Below are 15,908 nucleotides of genomic sequence, written 5' to 3'. Positions count from 1 at the left end.
GCAGACGGGCCGCCGGCGCCGGACCCAAGCAGCGGCTTGCTTTCACCGATCGGCTCCTGATCACCCTCGTCCATCTACGGCTCGGACTACCGCACGCCGCGCTGGCCGGCCGGCTGGGAGTAGCCGGGCGGATCCATGGGCGCGTGCCCACCGCTCTGCTGCTGGTCCTGGAAGAGATGGGCGAAGGCGTCCGGTTCGTGTCGCTCCTCGCCCGAGTGCGTGACCGGGTCGTCCACGCCCACGAACTGGGTCGTGCGCGGGTCGTCGCCGTACGACAGCGGACTGCGAACCGGCCCCGGGCGACCGCCGGTTGAGCTTGGTGACGTAGCTCGCCCATTCACTCAGAACAGCGCCAGGCCCTCACCGCTGGTGTCCGCGAGGACGGGCCGGAACCGGGCGGGGAGGCCGTCCAGGCGGTCGGGTCCGGCCGCGGCGGCCACGTCAGGGGCGGTCTCGGCCAGCCAGGTGCTAAACCGCTGGGCGGCTTCGCGGTAGGCGATTTGCACCAGGACACGATGCTCGCCGGAAGGGCAGAAGTCGACGGCGACAGTGAGCAAACAGGAACGGGGCGCGTTCTGACTGCCCGCCCAGGACACGCGCAGCACACCACAGGGTTTGCGCGCGCGGGAACCGCGGGCATCGCGATGGGTCGGGCGCAGCGATCGGCACGCTACGTGGGCCGTCCAAGCGGCGAGGTGTGGCAGTGGCAGCGTGGTGCGGGCGCGGCAGCCGGGGCAGCGGTGCCAGTGGCGGAGCCAGTCGGCGGCATGGGTGTCGAAGAGGCGTGTGTAGTGGTTCGCCACGCGGATATCGTTGCTGTAGAGGTGGTCGGGTCGTTCTTGTGCGTTACAGGAGTTGCAGACGGGAGCGCGGACGTAGCCGTGTTCGTGGCAGTGGTCGAGCACGGCGGCGGGCGCGGTACGGCAGATGGCGGTGCGGCGGTGGCTCACAAGATCCGTCCCAAACCCCGTTCCCACGGCAGCACTATCAGATGGGTGCGGTTCGTTCCGAGTGAAGCTCGTGATCAAGTGGTGAGGCGGTAGTTCCGCTGGTCGGGGGGTGGGGTAGCAGGAAGAGCCGAATCCCCGTCAGAATCATGGCTGCAGCCGATATGTTCATGGCACTGGCCAGGATTGTGGAGGGGTGGCATGGATCCGGTTTCAGTGACACTGCTGACAGCATTGTCGACGGGCGCTGGTGGCGAGCTCGGCAAGCAGACGTGGCGCGGCCTGGGCGAGCTGGTACGACGCCCGTTCCGGCACAGTCAGGGCACCGAGGTCCAGGCGATCAGCTCCGGAGAGGCGGAAGTGGTCGCGCTTGCGCAGGTGCCGTCGGATCCCGCGCGGGCACAGGCGCTGAGCGTCGCGCTGGCTGTCCGGGCCGCCCTGGACGCCGAGTTCCGCGCCGGACTCCAGCAGTGGCAGGAGGCAGCGACGTTCATAAGCACCGACGAGAGCTCGGTGGACAACAGCATCAGCGGCGGCACGCAGAATGGCCCGGTGTTCCAGGGGCGGGACTTCTCAGGGCTCACCTTCACTACGAGCGCTCCGGGCCAGTCCCCTGCGCCGGAGGCCGACCCGTCCGTGCAGTCCTGAGTCTGATCACAAGCGGGTGATCCGAGAGTGAGCGTGCAGCAACCCGAGCGGCCGCAGCCCGCCGTGCACAACGAGATCAGCGGCGGTACCCAGCACGGTCCCGTGATCCAGGCGGGTGGGAACGTCCACCTCACCATCAGGAAGCCCGCCCCGGCAGGAGTGGTCGTCGCCCCTCGAAGCCGTACGCCTCAGCGGCTCCTGGCGGGCCTGGTAGTCGGCGTCGGTGTGGTCTGGGCCGGTCTACGCTGGTCCGGCGCAGTGGACGCCCGAGTGTCAGCGTGGGCGGGGCTGCTGTTGCTACCACTGGCATTCGTCATCTGGTGGTACCAGCCGGGTGGCTCCCTGCGCCCGGCGGATGTGAACCAGTGGGCGGACAGTCTCGCCGAGAGTGTCAAGAAGGCCGAGAGTGGTCAGCATGAGCGGCTCCTGGGTGGTGACTCCGAGCGGATCAACCTCGGCTACGTCCGCACCTCCGTTCCGAGCCGGGAAGCCAAGTACGCGGCCTCTTACGGGCAGATCTTCAGTGACCCGGCCAGGCCGGGCGTGCCCGACATCTCCGCCTACTATCAGGCCCTCCGCCCCCGCCGATTGGTCATCACCGGAGAGTCCGGCTCCGGAAAGACCATGCTGGCCGTTCAGCTCCTTCTCGACCTGATAAAGATCCGTGAGGAGGGCGATCCGGTTCCGGTCCGCATACCGCTGGCCGAATGGGACACCTCCCGTTCCCTCCATGACCAGTTGACGGACTATCTGGTCCGTGCGTACGGGCTCTCGAAACGCTGGGCCGGCCAACTCGTCAGCACCGGGCGTGTCCTGCCTGTGCTCGACGGCCTGGACGAGATGGACCCTCCGCTTGCCGACGGCAACCCCGACCCGGCGGCGCCCAGGGCTCGGGCGCTGCTGGAGAAGCTCAAGAGGTACCAGTTCGGCGGTGAACCGGGTCCCGTCGTCATTACCTGCCGCAGCGGTAGCTACCGCGAGATCTCCAAAGGCGGGGCGAAACTCTCCGGGCTTCGGCTGCGCGATGCGGCACAGATCATGATCGAATCGCTGACGCCACGACAGGCCCGCGACTACCTCGCAACCCGTGCCGAGGGCGACCCCGAGCGGTGGGCCTCCCTGCTCTCCGAGGTCAGCGAGCACCCGAAGGCGCCGCTGTCGCGACTGCTGTCCACGCCATGGCGGCTGTGCATGACGGCGACGGTCTACGCGGAGGAGGGCGACCCCGGGGAACTGACCCGGCTGCGGACCGCCGACCTGTTGGACCGCCATCTCCTCTCGCACTACATAGCGGCGACCGTGGCTCTTCATCCGCGCGGTGGTAGACGCAACAGCCGTGGAGAGCAATCGACCTACCGAGAACGGTCAGTCCATCGGTGGCTCCACTGGCTCGCCCGCTACGTGACCTCGGGACTAGGCAAGAGCCGGGGGCTGCTCAGCCTGCCGGACCTCTGGTACCTGAACGTGGCGGTCTGGATCGTCGTCTCGCTCGTCCAGACTGGTGTCACCTTCTCGCTCGCCTACCTGTTCCTGAGGATCAGTCCCTGGCTGCATCCCGCCGCGCCGGACGGCGTCCGGCTCATGGCCGGAATCTACGGGGCCATGGGTTCACTGATGGCCGCGGGCCCAGCGCGTCGGTTCCTGTCGCCACGGCGTGTGTTCCGCAGGTATTCCCCGGCCATCGTAGTAGGCACGATGATTCCGCCGCTCAGCCTGATTCTGAGTGGCAAGGGCATTCTCCTCGGAGTTCTGATGACGGCGATGCTACTCCTGATCTTCTGGCAGGCCATGGCATACGTCGCGCACCCCGGCACGGAGGTGATACGCCCCCGCGACATCCTGAGGGACGACTGCAAGGCCGGCATCGCGTACGCGCTCATCACCGTCTTCGCGGCGAACCTGGCGGACGGGCTCCGTTACCACACGGCCACCCTCAATCTTCCCTTCGCGGCCGTTGCGATGGTCTTCGCGGTGCCGATCTTCGGTGGGCCCACGCTCCGCCACGGAGTGTTCCTGCTCGTAGCCCGGGGCATCGCTCCACTGCGCCTCGGCACTTTCCTCGACTGGGCGGTCGACGCCGGAATCCTCAGACTCGCCGGTCCCGCCTACCAGTTCCGCCACCGTGAGCTCCAGGAGTGGTTGGCAACCCATCCCAAGCCCCCGGATTTAGCTGCGCAGTGAACGTGAATTGGGTGGCGACAGCTCGTGGAGGGGCCATCCCCGCACGCTCGGGGAGCAGGGTTCTGGGAAGGGCTGAGCTGGGAGATCGTCGAGCGGGGGCTGTGTTGGCGGCCGTCTTCTGGTCTCTACCGTGGTGGTGGAGGAGAGGTGGGGCTCACTTGCTCCACCAGCACCCCGCCCAGGTGCGGTAACACCGTCTTCAGCAGCTCCTCACACTCGGCGATTGTCACGCCGCGGGTGACGGAGACCTGCTCGTCACCCGACTCGGCGCAGACAGCGTGCGCATCCTCCCTGTCTGGACCGACGCCAACAGCCCCAGCCGAGTAATCGTCAAGACTTGTGGATCGTGTGTTCTAGGATCTTGGGATGAGTGACGAGCTTCTTCGCCTCACGGTCCTGGGCTGCGCAACGCCCTACCCGAGCGTGGACAATCCCTGCTCCGGCTATCTGGTGTCGAGCGGGGACACCCGTATCTGGGTGGACGCGGGCAGCGGGACGCTCGGCCCACTCCAGCGGCATGTGCGGCTGGATGAGCTCGATGCGATCTGGGTCTCGCATCTGCACGCCGATCACAGCGCGGACCTGCTCACCGCGTACTACGGAGCCCTGTACGCGGACATCCACCTCGCAGCGCCTATCCCTCTCTACGGTCCGCCTGGAATCGCCGACCGGCTGGCCGGCTTTCTCACCAACACTCCAGCCCGCAGCCCGATTGAATCCGCCTTCGCCGTTACCGAGTTGCACGACGGGCACCAGGCGGCCATTGGCTCGCTCCGGCTGACCAGCCGGGCGGTGTCGCACGGCATACCGGCCTTCGCCGTGCGCATCGAGGCGGCAGGCAGATCACTGGTGTACTCCGGGGACACGGCACCGTGCCCGAGCCTCACGGAGCTGGCCGAGGGATGCGACGTGCTGTTGTGCGAAGCCGAGAGTGCACAGGCACCGGTCGAGAGCGAACAGGTGCACCACACGCCCGAGGACACCGGCGACACAGCCAGCGCGGCCGGGGCGGGCCGACTGATCGTCACGCACGTCGGCCGCTTCCTCACGCCGCAGCAAGCGGTGGCGCGTGCCTCGGCGCGGTTCGGCGGTTCCGTCGACTACGCCGCCCCCGGCGCCACCTTCTCGATCGGCTAGGTGGAGCAGGGCCATCGGGCTGCACCACCCTGCGCGGCCATCGGCGCCGAGCATGTCCGCTACCGGATCGTGCAGGTCACCCCCATAGTTCTGGCTCATAAAACCCTCAATGACGCTCCCTGCGTTCCATACTGCGAGCGCGCGGCCCCTCGAATGTTCCGGATGCCTCGATGATGATCCGCACACTGGAGGAGAACAACGCAAGAACGCCCGAACCGATGAAAGCTCCGTTCCACAGGAAGCAGCACACCAGGGCGAGCAGAGCGCAGATTGCCGCCGCGGCAGTGCCCGCCTTCCTCTGGAAGGGGAACAGTATCCATGGAACGACGGGCGAGAGGAAGAATATGGAGAAGACGATGAGCAGGGAGCCAACCGCCATCACGCGGGGCCTTTCTATGGAGGTAATGGGCGTGGTCGCCCTCTGGGCGAGGGCGACCACAAATCTAGCGGGTGTACTCCGGGTCGGGATTCTTGTCGGGTGCGTTACAGAAGTGGGTTGAATCCGGGTCCACACCGGGGTTCGGTGAGGGAGCCGAGACTGTGATGTTCCACGGGTTTCCGGAGCAGCCTCCGGTCATGGTGCAGTTTGTGTAGGGATCATCCGTACTCGGCGGCGCGGCCGGTCCGCTGAAGTGGTAGAAGTCTCCGGTGGTGACCGGTGCACTGGATCCGGTGTAGTTGCCGTCCAGGTCGATGGCCTTGCCGTTGCGGTAGAGGTACTGGCTCGGCATGTAACTGGACCGCAGAACCGGGGCGCCGCTGACCTTCTTGATGGTGCCGTCAGCGCAGGCCTTGAAGTCCAGTTCCTGCCAGATGGGACGCCTCCTGCAAGCCCGCCCCTACGGCACCAGCCGCTCACTGGACCCTCTGGCCGGCCACAACCGCATGACGGACCTCTTCGTTCTGGCCGCGCTGATCCGCGCCACCTGGCCCCTGACCGCCCACCTGGCACCGAACAGATCCCTCGCACAGGCCCTCGATCACGGCATCGGCCGGCCCGAGCCGGCTCCGTCTCTGAGGATCTCCACCACCGCGCAGAAGCGATGGGACAGCGACGTTTTCTCCGCCCGCGGCACAGCCGCCCTCCTGGCGATCTCGGCACGGATCCTGAACCTCTCCCTGCCGGAGCTCCGCCTCGAACTCGGGCGGGTCGTCGCCGAGATGCCTCCACTCGATGTCGCCGCCTGGGGCCACACCTGGCTGACCCTGCGACGTGACAGCTCACCGTTGTTCCGGCACGAAGTCCTCCAGCTGCTCGACCAGCGTTTCCCCCGGCCCCTTCCCACTCAGGTTGCTCTGCCGGGCCTTTTGCAGATCCGCCGACGCAGCTACTCGCCGAAAGCGATCCCGCAACGCCTCCCCGGGGAATGGACGGAGATCATCACGGGCCCCCTCGGCCACTCCTCGGGCCGCTCGCCCGGGAACGTCGCGGTCCGCAGGGGCCTCGCAGCCCATCTCGTCCAGGCCGCCACCGGATGAGGGAGTCGCCGTCGTCGATGCCGGAGTCATCCACCAACTCCAGGGCCGAAATCCGGACCATCAGCCCTTCTACACCTACCTCCACGACCTCATTCCGCACTACGCCGACGCGATCCTCGGACAGGCAGATCACCACCCGTGATCGGAGGTTGCCCACTGAACTGCATCACTCTTGGCAACGACAGGGCGTCAGAGATATCGGACCAGCAGCAGCCAATGCGAAGTGATCAGTCACTCCGGGGCGTCGTACGAGCCGGCCGTGCAGCGACTCGACCGGCTGATGATCGTTGAGACCGGTATGAAGAACACGATGCACAAGCGTTGTGTGGCGGCTGCCGCAGTGACCGCCGCTCTCCTCGCCGGTACCGGCGTGGCGGGGGCTGCACCGGCCCAGGCTGCTCCCGCCGCGAGCCCTTCCGCGCTTCAGGGCCCCCTTCCAGGCGGCTTCTCTCTCGACGAGTTCGGCCTGGGGCAGCCCTACAACACAGTGGCCGGCCTCGGCCGTACGTTCCTCGGTCAATATCCGGGCGCCTCGGCCGTCCTCAGCCAGGCAGTGCCCTTCCTTTCGGACCCACTTCTCTGACCTGAGAGCGTCTTTCCCGCGCGTACAAGCTCACCGTCGGCCAGGAGGACGCCAGCCGCCGCAGCGGCGCGCGCCGCAGTGCTCTGCGCCCACGAGCCCTGCGCGCTGATGCGGCTGCTGACTGTGCGCCGCGCAGGCGGAGGCGGGCCAGGCCGCACGTCACAATCCGGATTGGCGTGCTTCGGCATGCCGGTGGCGAATGACCGGGATGCGGCTGCGTGCCTTCGGGGGGTTCAGCGGGTCCTGAAGCGGCGGTAGAGGTTTCGGGCGACGTACACGCCGGGGCCGCCGAAGCCGATGATGTCGACGCGTCCGTCACCGGTGATGTCGGCGAGGAAGCGGGGGTGGCGGTCGACGCGCCAGGCGCCGGCGTCGTCGTTGTGGCCGAAGCCGCGGCATACCAGCTGGGCCTGGTCGAACTGGCCGTCGCCGCGGTTGTGTGACACCCAGACTCCCTCGTCGCCGAAGCCGACGATGTCCGGGGTGCCGTCGCCGGTGACGTCGGCGAGGAAGCGTAGATGCCTCGTGCCCGTCCATCCCTGAGCGTCTCCGAAGTCGTTCAGGACGAGCTTGGAGGGTTCGAAGGTGCCGTCGCCGCGCCCGCGTGCGACGACGACGCCCTGCGGGCCGAACCCGACGATGTCCACTGCTCCGCCGCTCGTGGTGCTGATCAGGGAGCGGGGATGTTCCTTGACCGAGGTCCACCCTTGGTCGCTTCCGAAGTCGTCGAGGACGTACAGAGGCTCGGCGAAGGTGCCGTCTTCGTCTTGGAGGGAGATCCACACGCCGTCGTCGTGGCAGCCGACGATGTCGACGCACCCGTCACCGGTGGTGTCGACGAGGAAGCGGGGATGCTTGTCGGCGAGCCAGCCACCGGCCTTCTCGGCGTGGCCGAATGCCTTGAGCACCGGTTCGCCACTGAGCGGTGCGAACTTACCGGCTTCGTCCTGGAGCGAGATCCACACGCCGTCGTCGTGGCAGCCGACGATGTCGACGCGCCCGTCACCGGTGGTATCGACGAGGAACCGGGGATGCTTGTCCGCAAGCCAGCCACCGGCCTGCTGGCCGTGCCCGAACGCCTTGAGGACCAGCTTGCCGCCCGCGGGCGCGAACGCCCCCGTCTCGTCTTGAGCGGATACCCGGACACCGTCGGTGGCCAGCACCACGACGTCGGGCCGGCCGTCGCCCGTCGTGTCCACGAGAGTCCACAGGTCCGCGGGACTCGCGGAGGACGCGGGTGGGTGCAGGAGGCGCTCGGCATCTTCGAAGGTGCCGTCGCCCTCGCTGGACGACGTCACGGCCCCCTTCGCAGGCTTGAGCCCGACGATGTCCGCCCGTCCCGCTCGCGTGGTGGCGGCGAGGAACCGCGAACCGAGCCCGGCCCACCAGCCGGACTGCCCGCCGGGAGAGGGGCCGGGCCCGTCGCTCTTCCACCCGCCGGCGTCCTGGTCGCTGCCGAACCGTGTGAGGACCAGCAACATGTCGCTGAAGGAGGGCGCCGCATCGGGCGTGGGGCGCAGCGCGGTTGAGCGGGCCAGCCGCCAGGACCGGCGGCCGTTCCAGTGGCTCAGGGCGCCCCAGCGCAGCACGGGGTCGCTGGTGCGCTCGGGCTCGGCCGTGACGAACCGCCAGCGCTGGCTCGCCGCGTTCTCGTCGTACGCGCGCAGCACGACGCGGATGTCGTCCGGACCGGGGTCGGCGAGGTCGAGAACGGCACCGTCGGTGACTCCCTCGATGAAGTACAGGCCCGCTTCACCCGCGACGGGGACAACGTGCCACTGCTGGCCCTTCCTTCCGACGGTGGCGTCCCACTGGCGAACCCCGCGGTCGGCGGCGGCGGGATTGTCGAGCACCTTGCCCCCGGCCGCGTTGCGGATCACATAAGCCTGTTCTTCCTGCGCCAGCCCGCCCCGCCCGGGCTGCACAGGAGTGAGCTGCCACTGCTGCGGACTCGGGCCGTTCTCGGGGAAGTCGCGAACGACGAGCGCCCCGTCCGTGCCCGGCGTGGCCCTGGTGCCGAGGGTCTTGCCCGTGGCGGCGTTGACGATCTGAAGTTTCAGTTCTTGCGTGGGCACGTGCATCGTGGTGCCTCTTCCAGGCGGTTGGGGCGTCGGCTCGGGACGGGTGTGTCGGGGCGGTGGCCGCGGATCACGTGAAGACGTGGTGGTAGGGGACGTCCCACTCATTGGGCAGCCGCGGATAGAACGTGTTGATCACCGTCCCGGTGAAGTCCCCGCCCCAGTTGTAGGTGACGCGCACCTCGCTGTCGGTCGTCACCGCGAAGTCCTTGAAGCCGAGGATGGCGTCGGGGTGGATGATCGGCACGAAGGTGATCCCGCCCCACGGTGTCACCGTGACGACCCAGAGCTGGGTGTCCTCGGGTGCGCCGTTCTTCCCGCGCCAGTTGTCGCCCACCTTGTCGGGCAGGCCCACTTGTACGGTGTCGGCCGTGCTCTTGGGGGCATCGCGGTGGACGGTGATGCGCCTGCGCTGCGGCTTGGGCACGCCGTCGTCGCCGCGGCCGGCGTCGGCTTGGCCCGCGGCGGCTGGCTTGGGCGGCACCGGGCCCGCGGCGCTTTCGATGAAGTACAGCGGTCGCTGCCCGAAGAACCCGGCGGGGGTGATGTGCCAGAGGTGGCCGTTCGCCTCCTTGGTTGCCGGCTCGAGCGCCGTGGCGAGCCTGACCCCCTTGTCGTGGCTGTCCGCCTTCAGCTCGGCGGGCCGCAGATAGCCGCCGTTGAAGGCGTGGACGAGCATGACCGGCCGGTTCTCGATCAGCGCCGCCACGATCGCGTTGTCGTAGCTGTTCACCGCCACCGGGCCGCCGACCACCAGATTCGTCAGAGTCGTGCGTTCTTGGGTGTACATCGCGAAAACCTCACCTTTTCTGGACGCAGGGAACAGCCCGTCGGACACTCAGCTCCGTGGCATGTCAGGCAGAAATTTCAGGCAGCAGAATCACTGTCGGCCGAAACGGCTTGAAAAAGCCTCAGCGACCGAAACTAGTACCGTCACCCACGACAACACCCCAGGTCACAGAGCCTGCACGCCCGAATACAACAATCCGTCGGCCGGGCAACCGACAGTGCCAAAACGTACCCGCACAAAAGGAGAGTTGAGCATCCGGAGAACCGTAATCACTCGATTGAGGGTGATGTCTATGGACGCCTTCCCGGGGAATTAGGTCCGTGATAGTTTCGATTGCCGGATCGCGCACAGATGCTTGTTTTCCATTCGCCGGCGCGGTTCAATCCCGAATCAGTTGAGGACGGGGAATGTCTTCCACCGCGTATCTCCTGGAACGTGCCAAGCGTCAGCCGCTGACGAAGAGGAACCTGCGGGAACTGGACATCGAGCAGACGTGGCAGTCCATCCTGAACCACCCCAATCTGGTCTACGTCGACACCAACGGTGTCAAGCACAAGCCCGTCGGGTTCTCCGTGAACAAGTCGAGCTTCGGGAGCTTTCCGGGGACGGCGTCCCAGCTGGGCTGGCTCGCCTACATGAACCTCGGGGAGCCGCTGATCGAGGAGCGGGGCAACATCAGCCAGCCCCCGCCTGAGACGTTCTCCTCGCGCACCTACGTCAACCGCAGCCAGACGACGGAGATGACCTTCACCGACTCGGTCGACTTCACCGTGTCGAACGGGGTCAACTGGTCGCTGCACGGGGAGGCCAAGCTCACCTTCGGCGGCAGCGTCAGCGCCCAGCTCCAGCTGCAGCTGCAGAACTTGCTGAGGATGGACCTGCAGTCCCAGCTCGGCACGCAGCTGCGCAACGACATGACGAACAAGAACACGACCACCGTGACCAACAAGAACAGCAAGGACAACCTCGGCGTCGACAACGCCAACGCCACCGAGGCGGGCACGACGAACTCGGCCGGTAACTCCGCGACGAACACGGTGACCACCTCGGTGGGATTCAACACCACGGGCAGCGCCACCGGGAGCGCGACGCTCAACGCCTCGCTGCTGCTGGGCATCTCGGCTTCCGTCGGCGGCTCCCTGACCACCAGCTGGGCCTCGAAGTCGCAGATCTCCGGCAAGGTCCCGGCGGACTCGCGTGTGCAGACCATCGTCACGCAGCGGCGTACCCGCAAGCAGTACACCTACGAGATCCCGGTGACCTTCTCCGGACTGATCGCGGTGAAGTACGACGTGCCGGTGACGGTCCTGTCTCCCCCGCAGCCCGGGACCTATCCCGGCCTCGACGGGCTGGTCGCCCGCGACATCGGCGACATCGAGCTGGCCGGCGGCGGTTTCCGGATGAAGGGACTGGCCGAGGTCGTCTCCGCCCTGGAGGTCGACCACACGATGCTCGACGTCGAGAACCTGACCTACAGCCCACGAGCCTCCTACAAGCAGCCTTGACCGGCGGGCGCCGCCACGACGACGACCAGGGATGACGACCATGGTGTTCGACAACATCTTCGGCTCCGCAGGCAAGAGCGCGGGCCTCTTCTCGGTGACCACCGACGCCTCCAAGCCACAGCCCGGCGCGGGCGTCGACTTCGAGGACGCCGACGACGACACGTACGACGACACGAGCACAAGCCTGTTCAACACCGCGATCCACGGGGCGTCCTCCCGCGCGAAGGTCGTGCAGGAGACATCGCCCGAAGCGCGGGCCATCCTGGGCTTCCTGGGCTCCTTCATCCAGACCACCCAGGCATCAGCCGGTGCACAGGCCCAGTACGCCCAGGACCCCGGCTCGGTGTCCCAGGCCGCCGCCGCAGGCATGCAGACGTCCAGTACGACGGTGACCGAGCACAGCGGACTCCAGAAGGACGAGGACCTGGAGAACCGGCCCAAGAAGAGTGACTTCACCAAGCCCCCCAAGGCACCGGAGGCGCCCACAGCTGCCAAGCCGACCGCCCAGGAACCGGAGCCGCCCAAGACACCCAAGACGCTCAAGTCGCCCAACGAGGGCTCGTCCGGTTCCACTTGACGCACGCACTTCGAAGGGGTCAGGGGCGAGTCCGCCCCTGACCCCTTGTGCGTTATACGGGAAGCAGTTGCCACTGCCGGCCGTGATGGTCGCCCTGAGCACCGTCCTGCCTGACCGCCGCGGGGGCGTTGGTGTCGACCCGCAGGAGCAGACCGCTGTTGCGGTTGGCGATCTCGTACACCTGCGGGCTGCCGTTCGACGAGCCCACCGGGATCAGCCTCCACTGCTGATGGTGCGCGTCAGCACCCTCGTAGGCACGCTGCGCGACCACCGCCCCTGATGCCTCGCCCGCTCCGACGACCTCCAGGACCTTGCCGCTGCGCACGTTCTCGAACCGGTACAAGACATCGCCGTTGTCCTGGCCCGCCGCGACCAGCCGCCACCGCTGGTGATCCCTCGGGACGGCGAGCAGCTGGTGGATCTCGGCGCCGTCCCTGGTCGACTCACGCCAGACCGACATCCGAAGCCTGCTGCGGACGTTGGCCCAGGACACCACCGTGCCCGACTCGGGCAGCGTGGCCAGCCTCGCCGACGTGATCTTCCGGATCCGGTTGTTGAGATGGTCGGCGATGTAGAGGGTGTCGACGCAGTCCACAGCGAGCCCGAACGGGTTGTACAGCTGGGCGGAAACGGCCGGGCCCCCGTCACCGCTGAACCCCGCGGCGCCCGTGCCAGCGACCGTGCTGATCTTCCCGTCCGGCGCGATTTTCCGGACCCGGTGGTTGTTGTAGTCGGAGACGTAGACAGTGCCGGTGCTGTCTACCACCACCCCCAAGGGGAGGTTCAGCTTCGCTGACGGCGCCGGCCCGCCGTCACCGCTGAACCCCGCAGTGCCCGTGCCCGCAACCGTGCTGATCTTCCCGTCGGCCGTGATCTTCCGGACCCGGTGGTTATCCCCATCGGTGATGTAGAGCTCGTCCGCACCGTCCACCGCCAGTGCGTACGGGCGGCTCAGCTGCGCTGAAGCCGCTGGACCACCGTCTCCCTTGAAACCCGGGGATCCGGTCCCCGCGACGGTGCTGATCTTCCCGTCCGCCGTAACCTTCCGGATCCGGTGGTTACTGTGATCGGAGATATAGAGGACGCCGGTGCTGTCCACCGCCACCCCCAACGGGTAGTTCAACACGGCGGCAGTGGCGGGGCCGCCGTCGCCGCTGAACCCCGCAGTGCCCGTGCCGGCGACCGTGCTGATCTTCCCGTCGGCCGTGATCTTCCGGACCCGGTGGTTACCTGCGTCCGTGATGTACACGGTGCCTGCGCTGTCCACCGCCACCTCACGCGGGCAGTTCAGCTGGGCCGAGAGGGCAGGGCCATTGTCCCCGCCGAATCCTGCGACCCCGGTCCCCGCGACTGTGGTGATCTTCCCGTCTGTCGTGATCTTCCGGACCCGGTGGTTGTTGTAGTCGGAGAAGTAGAGAGTGCCGGTGCTGTCCACCGCAATCCCGTACGGGCGGTTCAACTTGGCTGAGACGGCGGGGTCATTGTCCCCGCTGAATCCCGCGGTCCCAGTCCCCGCGACCGTACTGATCGCAGGGGCGGAGCCCTCACCACCTGCGGCTGTCGCCTGAGCAGTGGTCATCGTTGTCCCTTCACCATTCGACAGACCGTCCCTCGCAGCCGATCCCCACACTCCTGGTCCACCGTCATACCGCGCCCCTCGTACCGAGATCGGATCGTCTTCGCCCGCCCGGAGGCGAACCGCGAGACCGATCCTCCCGCCGTCCGGAAAGAGCAGAAATGGGAATGTGTGTACAACCAAGATTTCAGGACATGTCGCGCTGTGAAGCAGGATGGTTTCGTCCCATGACCGGCAAACCCCGCACTCCCAGCCCGGTCCCAAAAGGCAGGCTGAAGGAAGATCACCCACACGAGGCGACGTCTGATTTAACACTCAGCAGGTCGCCTGCATCCGAGCCCTTTCCGCGCACAGCGGGGCGGCAACGCAAGAGACGTGCCGCCCGCTGCCGCCCCCAGGGAGGTGCGCATGTGGTCGGCGATCGACCAGCCCACCACCTTTCTGAGCAATGCTCAGGACTTGTGGATCAGCTCCTCTGGAGGACGCGCGAAGGGCGTACCTTCCCGAGTGAGTGATCGTCAAGTCACCGAGTAGGCCCGCGCTGCGAACGCGGGTCGGGAAGGCACGCCCGTGCTCAGCGTAGTCACCGAAGACGGCACCACCGAGGCCGGTTCCCTGATCGACGAGATCGTCCGCGAGGGTGCTCGGCGGATGCTGGCCGCCGCCCTGGAGGCGGAGGTGGACCAGTACATAGCCGAGCTCGCCGGGCAGCGTGACGAGGCCGGTCGCCGACTGGTGGTCCGCAACGGCCGGCACCGGCCGCGGACCGTGACCACGGCTGCTGGGCCGGTCGAGGTGGCCGCCCCGCGCGTGAACGACAAGCGGGTCGACGAGACGACGGGTGAACGTCAGCGGTTCTCCTCGAAGATCCTGGCGCCGTGGTGTCGGAAGTCCCCGAAGATCAGTGAGGTGCTGCCGCTGCTCTATCTCCACGGCCTGTCGTCGGGCGACTTCGTGCCCGCGATGGAGCAGTTCCTGGGCTCCTCTGCCGGGCTGTCGCCGGCCACAGTGACCCGGCTGACGCAGCAGTGGACCGCCGACCACACCGAGTTCCAGCGCCGTGAACCTGGCCGGATCCGACTACGTCTACGTCTGGGCCGACGGCGTCCATCCCAAGATCCGCTTGTCCCAGACGCACTCCTGCCTCCTGGTCCTGATGGGCGTCCGCGTCGACGGCACCAAGGAACTCATCGCGATCACCGAGGGTCTGCGCGAGTCCACCGAGTCCTGGGCGGACCTGCTGCGCGACTGTCGGCGGCGCGGGATGCGCGACCCGATGCTCGTGGTCGGCGACGGTGCGATGGGCCTGTGGACGGCGCTGGCGGAGGTGTTTCCGCAGGCCAGGCACCAGAGGTGTTGGGTTCACAAAACAAGGAACGTCTCGAACGCGCTGCCGAAGTCCGCGCAGCCCGGCGGGAAGAAGGCTCTGCAGGAGATCTACAACGCCGAGGACCGTGCGCACGCCGAGAAGGCAGTCACCGCGTTCGAGAAGGCGTACGGGGCGAAGTTCCCCAAGGCCGTCAAGAAGATCATCGGCGAGGTCGACGAGCTGCTGGCGTTCTACGACTTCCCCGCCGAGCACTGGGTCCATCTGAGGACGACGAATCCGATCGAGTCGACCTTCTCCACCGTGAAGCTTCGGACCAAGGTCACCCGCGGCGCCGGCAGCCCGGCCGCGGCCCTCGCGATGGTCTCCAAACTCGTTGAGTCCGCCCAGGCCCGCTGGCGAGCGGTCACCGCACCGCACCTCGTCGCCCTCGTCCGAGCCGGCGCCCGCTTCGAGAACGGCCTCCTCGTCGAACGAGACAAGACCCTCGCAGCGTGATTCACCTCAACTGATCCACAGGTCTTGATGCGATGAAGGGGCGGGGCCTCCGCCCCCCGTGGGCTGCCTGGGTAGGTCCCGGGTACTCACGTTCGTCACGGCGAAGGAGGCCCCTGGTGAGCGAGTATGACGGACACCAATACGTCGGCATCGACCTGCACCGCAGGCGATCCGTCATCGTGCGGCAGACCGATCAGGGCGAGCAGCTGAGCGCGGTACGAATCGTCAACGACCCGGTGGCCCTGGGCCTGCAGATCGAGCAGGCCGGGACCCGCCCGGACGTGGTCATGGAGGCCACTTACGGCTGGTACTGGGCGGCCGACGTGCTCCAGGCGGCCGGAGCACAGGTTCACCTGGCGCACCCGCTGGGTGTGAAGGGCTTCGCCTATCGGCGTGTCAAGAACGGTGTCCGCGATGCCGCGGGCCTGGCCGACCTACTGCGCATGGGGCGGCTGCCGGAGTCATGGATCGCCCCGGCCGAGACCCGGGAACTGCGCGAACTCGTGCGTTACCGGGCCAAGCTGGTCGCGCTCCGCTCCGGGCTGAAGGCTCAGGTACATGCCGTGCTTGCGAAGGCCAGGC

Annotated in this window: 13 protein-coding genes and 4 pseudogenes; 9 read left to right on the top strand and 8 right to left on the bottom strand. The window is 67.4% G+C overall.

The features are described 5' to 3' along the window. Positions 1–98: 98 nt before the first annotated feature. The 3 genes and pseudogenes from ACZ60X_RS37295 to ACZ60X_RS37285 all read right to left on the bottom strand — a co-directional run. Positions 99–278 (bottom strand): annotated as a pseudogene (locus ACZ60X_RS37295) (hypothetical protein); the annotation flags it as partial. Between the two features lie 63 nt (positions 279–341). Beyond that, a complete protein-coding gene (locus ACZ60X_RS37290) occupies positions 342–506 on the bottom strand; it encodes a hypothetical protein (protein WP_469608602.1) in 165 nt (54 codons plus the stop codon). Between the two features lie 345 nt (positions 507–851). After that, a pseudogene (locus ACZ60X_RS37285) lies at positions 852–950 on the bottom strand (endonuclease domain-containing protein); the annotation flags it as partial. 198 nt (positions 951–1,148) lie between these two features. Between ACZ60X_RS37285 and ACZ60X_RS37280 the strand changes: the two are divergent. The 3 genes from ACZ60X_RS37280 to ACZ60X_RS37270 all read left to right on the top strand — a co-directional run bounded on the left by ACZ60X_RS37280 (position 1,149) and on the right by ACZ60X_RS37270 (position 4,913). Then, a complete protein-coding gene (locus ACZ60X_RS37280) occupies positions 1,149–1,595 on the top strand; it encodes a hypothetical protein (protein WP_469608525.1) in 447 nt (148 codons plus the stop codon). 63 nt (positions 1,596–1,658) lie between these two features. Next, positions 1,659–3,776, top strand: coding sequence for an NACHT domain-containing protein (locus ACZ60X_RS37275; RefSeq protein ID WP_469608522.1), 2,118 nt, complete (start codon positions 1,659–1,661; stop codon positions 3,774–3,776). Between the two features lie 366 nt (positions 3,777–4,142). Beyond that, complete coding sequence (locus tag ACZ60X_RS37270) at positions 4,143–4,913, top strand: MBL fold metallo-hydrolase (RefSeq protein WP_469608520.1); 771 nt, start codon at positions 4,143–4,145, stop codon at positions 4,911–4,913. A gap of 106 nt (positions 4,914–5,019) precedes the next feature. Here the strand turns inward: ACZ60X_RS37270 and ACZ60X_RS37265 are convergent, their stop codons facing one another. Then, positions 5,020–5,292, bottom strand: a complete 273-nt coding sequence (locus ACZ60X_RS37265) for a hypothetical protein (protein WP_469608517.1) — start codon at positions 5,290–5,292, stop codon at positions 5,020–5,022. A 64-nt stretch (positions 5,293–5,356) separates the two neighbouring features. Further along, positions 5,357–5,644: a hypothetical protein gene (locus ACZ60X_RS37260; protein WP_469608515.1), complete on the bottom strand. Its 288-nt coding sequence runs from the start codon at positions 5,642–5,644 to the stop codon at positions 5,357–5,359. An 82-nt stretch (positions 5,645–5,726) separates the two neighbouring features. On the opposite strand from ACZ60X_RS37260, the gene ACZ60X_RS37255 reads away from it, so the two are divergent. Together ACZ60X_RS37255 and ACZ60X_RS37250 are read left to right on the top strand one after the other, a co-directional pair. Next, positions 5,727–6,392, top strand: coding sequence for a hypothetical protein (locus ACZ60X_RS37255; protein ID WP_469608512.1), 666 nt, complete (start codon positions 5,727–5,729; stop codon positions 6,390–6,392). Positions 6,393–6,651: 259 nt separating this feature from the next. Next, positions 6,652–6,975 (top strand): hypothetical protein, encoded by a 324-nt coding sequence (locus ACZ60X_RS37250; RefSeq protein ID WP_469608510.1) that lies wholly within the window; start codon positions 6,652–6,654, stop codon positions 6,973–6,975. A 233-nt stretch (positions 6,976–7,208) separates the two neighbouring features. Here the strand turns inward: ACZ60X_RS37250 and ACZ60X_RS37245 are convergent, their stop codons facing one another. Together ACZ60X_RS37245 and ACZ60X_RS37240 are read right to left on the bottom strand one after the other, a co-directional pair. Then, positions 7,209–9,056 carry an FG-GAP-like repeat-containing protein gene (locus ACZ60X_RS37245; protein WP_469608507.1) on the bottom strand — a complete coding sequence of 616 codons (1,848 nt, stop codon included), beginning with the start codon at positions 9,054–9,056 and terminating at the stop codon, positions 7,209–7,211. A gap of 67 nt (positions 9,057–9,123) precedes the next feature. Further along, complete coding sequence (locus ACZ60X_RS37240; protein ID WP_469608505.1) at positions 9,124–9,843, bottom strand: hypothetical protein; 720 nt, start codon at positions 9,841–9,843, stop codon at positions 9,124–9,126. A gap of 407 nt (positions 9,844–10,250) precedes the next feature. Here ACZ60X_RS37240 and ACZ60X_RS37235 point away from each other — a divergent pair, with 407 nt between their 5' ends. Next, positions 10,251–11,348 (top strand): hypothetical protein, encoded by a 1,098-nt coding sequence (locus ACZ60X_RS37235; protein WP_469608502.1) that lies wholly within the window; start codon positions 10,251–10,253, stop codon positions 11,346–11,348. 40 nt (positions 11,349–11,388) lie between these two features. Then, a complete protein-coding gene (locus tag ACZ60X_RS37230) occupies positions 11,389–11,925 on the top strand; it encodes a hypothetical protein (protein WP_469608499.1) in 537 nt (178 codons plus the stop codon). Positions 11,926–11,977: 52 nt separating this feature from the next. Here ACZ60X_RS37230 and ACZ60X_RS37225 read toward each other — a convergent pair whose 3' ends face one another. Further along, positions 11,978–13,504 carry an NHL domain-containing protein gene (locus ACZ60X_RS37225; RefSeq protein ID WP_469608593.1) on the bottom strand — a complete coding sequence of 509 codons (1,527 nt, stop codon included), beginning with the start codon at positions 13,502–13,504 and terminating at the stop codon, positions 11,978–11,980. A gap of 567 nt (positions 13,505–14,071) precedes the next feature. Here ACZ60X_RS37225 and ACZ60X_RS37220 point away from each other — a divergent pair. Beyond that, positions 14,072–15,326, top strand: a pseudogene (locus ACZ60X_RS37220) (IS256 family transposase). Positions 15,327–15,358: 32 nt separating this feature from the next. Beyond that, positions 15,359–15,886: pseudogene (locus ACZ60X_RS37215) on the top strand (IS110 family transposase); the annotation flags it as partial. Positions 15,887–15,908: the final 22 nt, after the last annotated feature.

Source organism: Streptomyces sp. NPDC104106 (assembly GCF_055584345.1).
Note: the sequence above shows the minus strand (reverse complement) of the source record. Positions and strands in the feature narration are given on the sequence as shown.

Excerpts from the sequence above, each read along its gene's own strand:
- ACZ60X_RS37280 (WP_469608525.1), top strand. The coding sequence starts at position 1,149 with ATGGATCCGGTTTCAGTGACACTGCTGACAGCATTGTCGACGGGCGCT.
- ACZ60X_RS37270 (WP_469608520.1), top strand. The coding sequence starts at position 4,143 with ATGAGTGACGAGCTTCTTCGCCTCACGGTCCTGGGCTGCGCAACGCCC.
- ACZ60X_RS37265 (WP_469608517.1), bottom strand. The coding sequence starts at position 5,292 with ATGGCGGTTGGCTCCCTGCTCATCGTCTTCTCCATATTCTTCCTCTCG.
- ACZ60X_RS37260 (WP_469608515.1), bottom strand. The coding sequence starts at position 5,644 with ATGCCGAGCCAGTACCTCTACCGCAACGGCAAGGCCATCGACCTGGAC.
- ACZ60X_RS37255 (WP_469608512.1), top strand. The coding sequence starts at position 5,727 with ATGGGACGCCTCCTGCAAGCCCGCCCCTACGGCACCAGCCGCTCACTG.
- ACZ60X_RS37245 (WP_469608507.1), bottom strand. The coding sequence starts at position 9,056 with ATGCACGTGCCCACGCAAGAACTGAAACTTCAGATCGTCAACGCCGCC.
- ACZ60X_RS37240 (WP_469608505.1), bottom strand. The coding sequence starts at position 9,843 with ATGTACACCCAAGAACGCACGACTCTGACGAATCTGGTGGTCGGCGGC.
- ACZ60X_RS37235 (WP_469608502.1), top strand. The coding sequence starts at position 10,251 with ATGTCTTCCACCGCGTATCTCCTGGAACGTGCCAAGCGTCAGCCGCTG.
- ACZ60X_RS37230 (WP_469608499.1), top strand. The coding sequence starts at position 11,389 with ATGGTGTTCGACAACATCTTCGGCTCCGCAGGCAAGAGCGCGGGCCTC.
- ACZ60X_RS37225 (WP_469608593.1), bottom strand. The coding sequence starts at position 13,504 with ATGACCACTGCTCAGGCGACAGCCGCAGGTGGTGAGGGCTCCGCCCCT.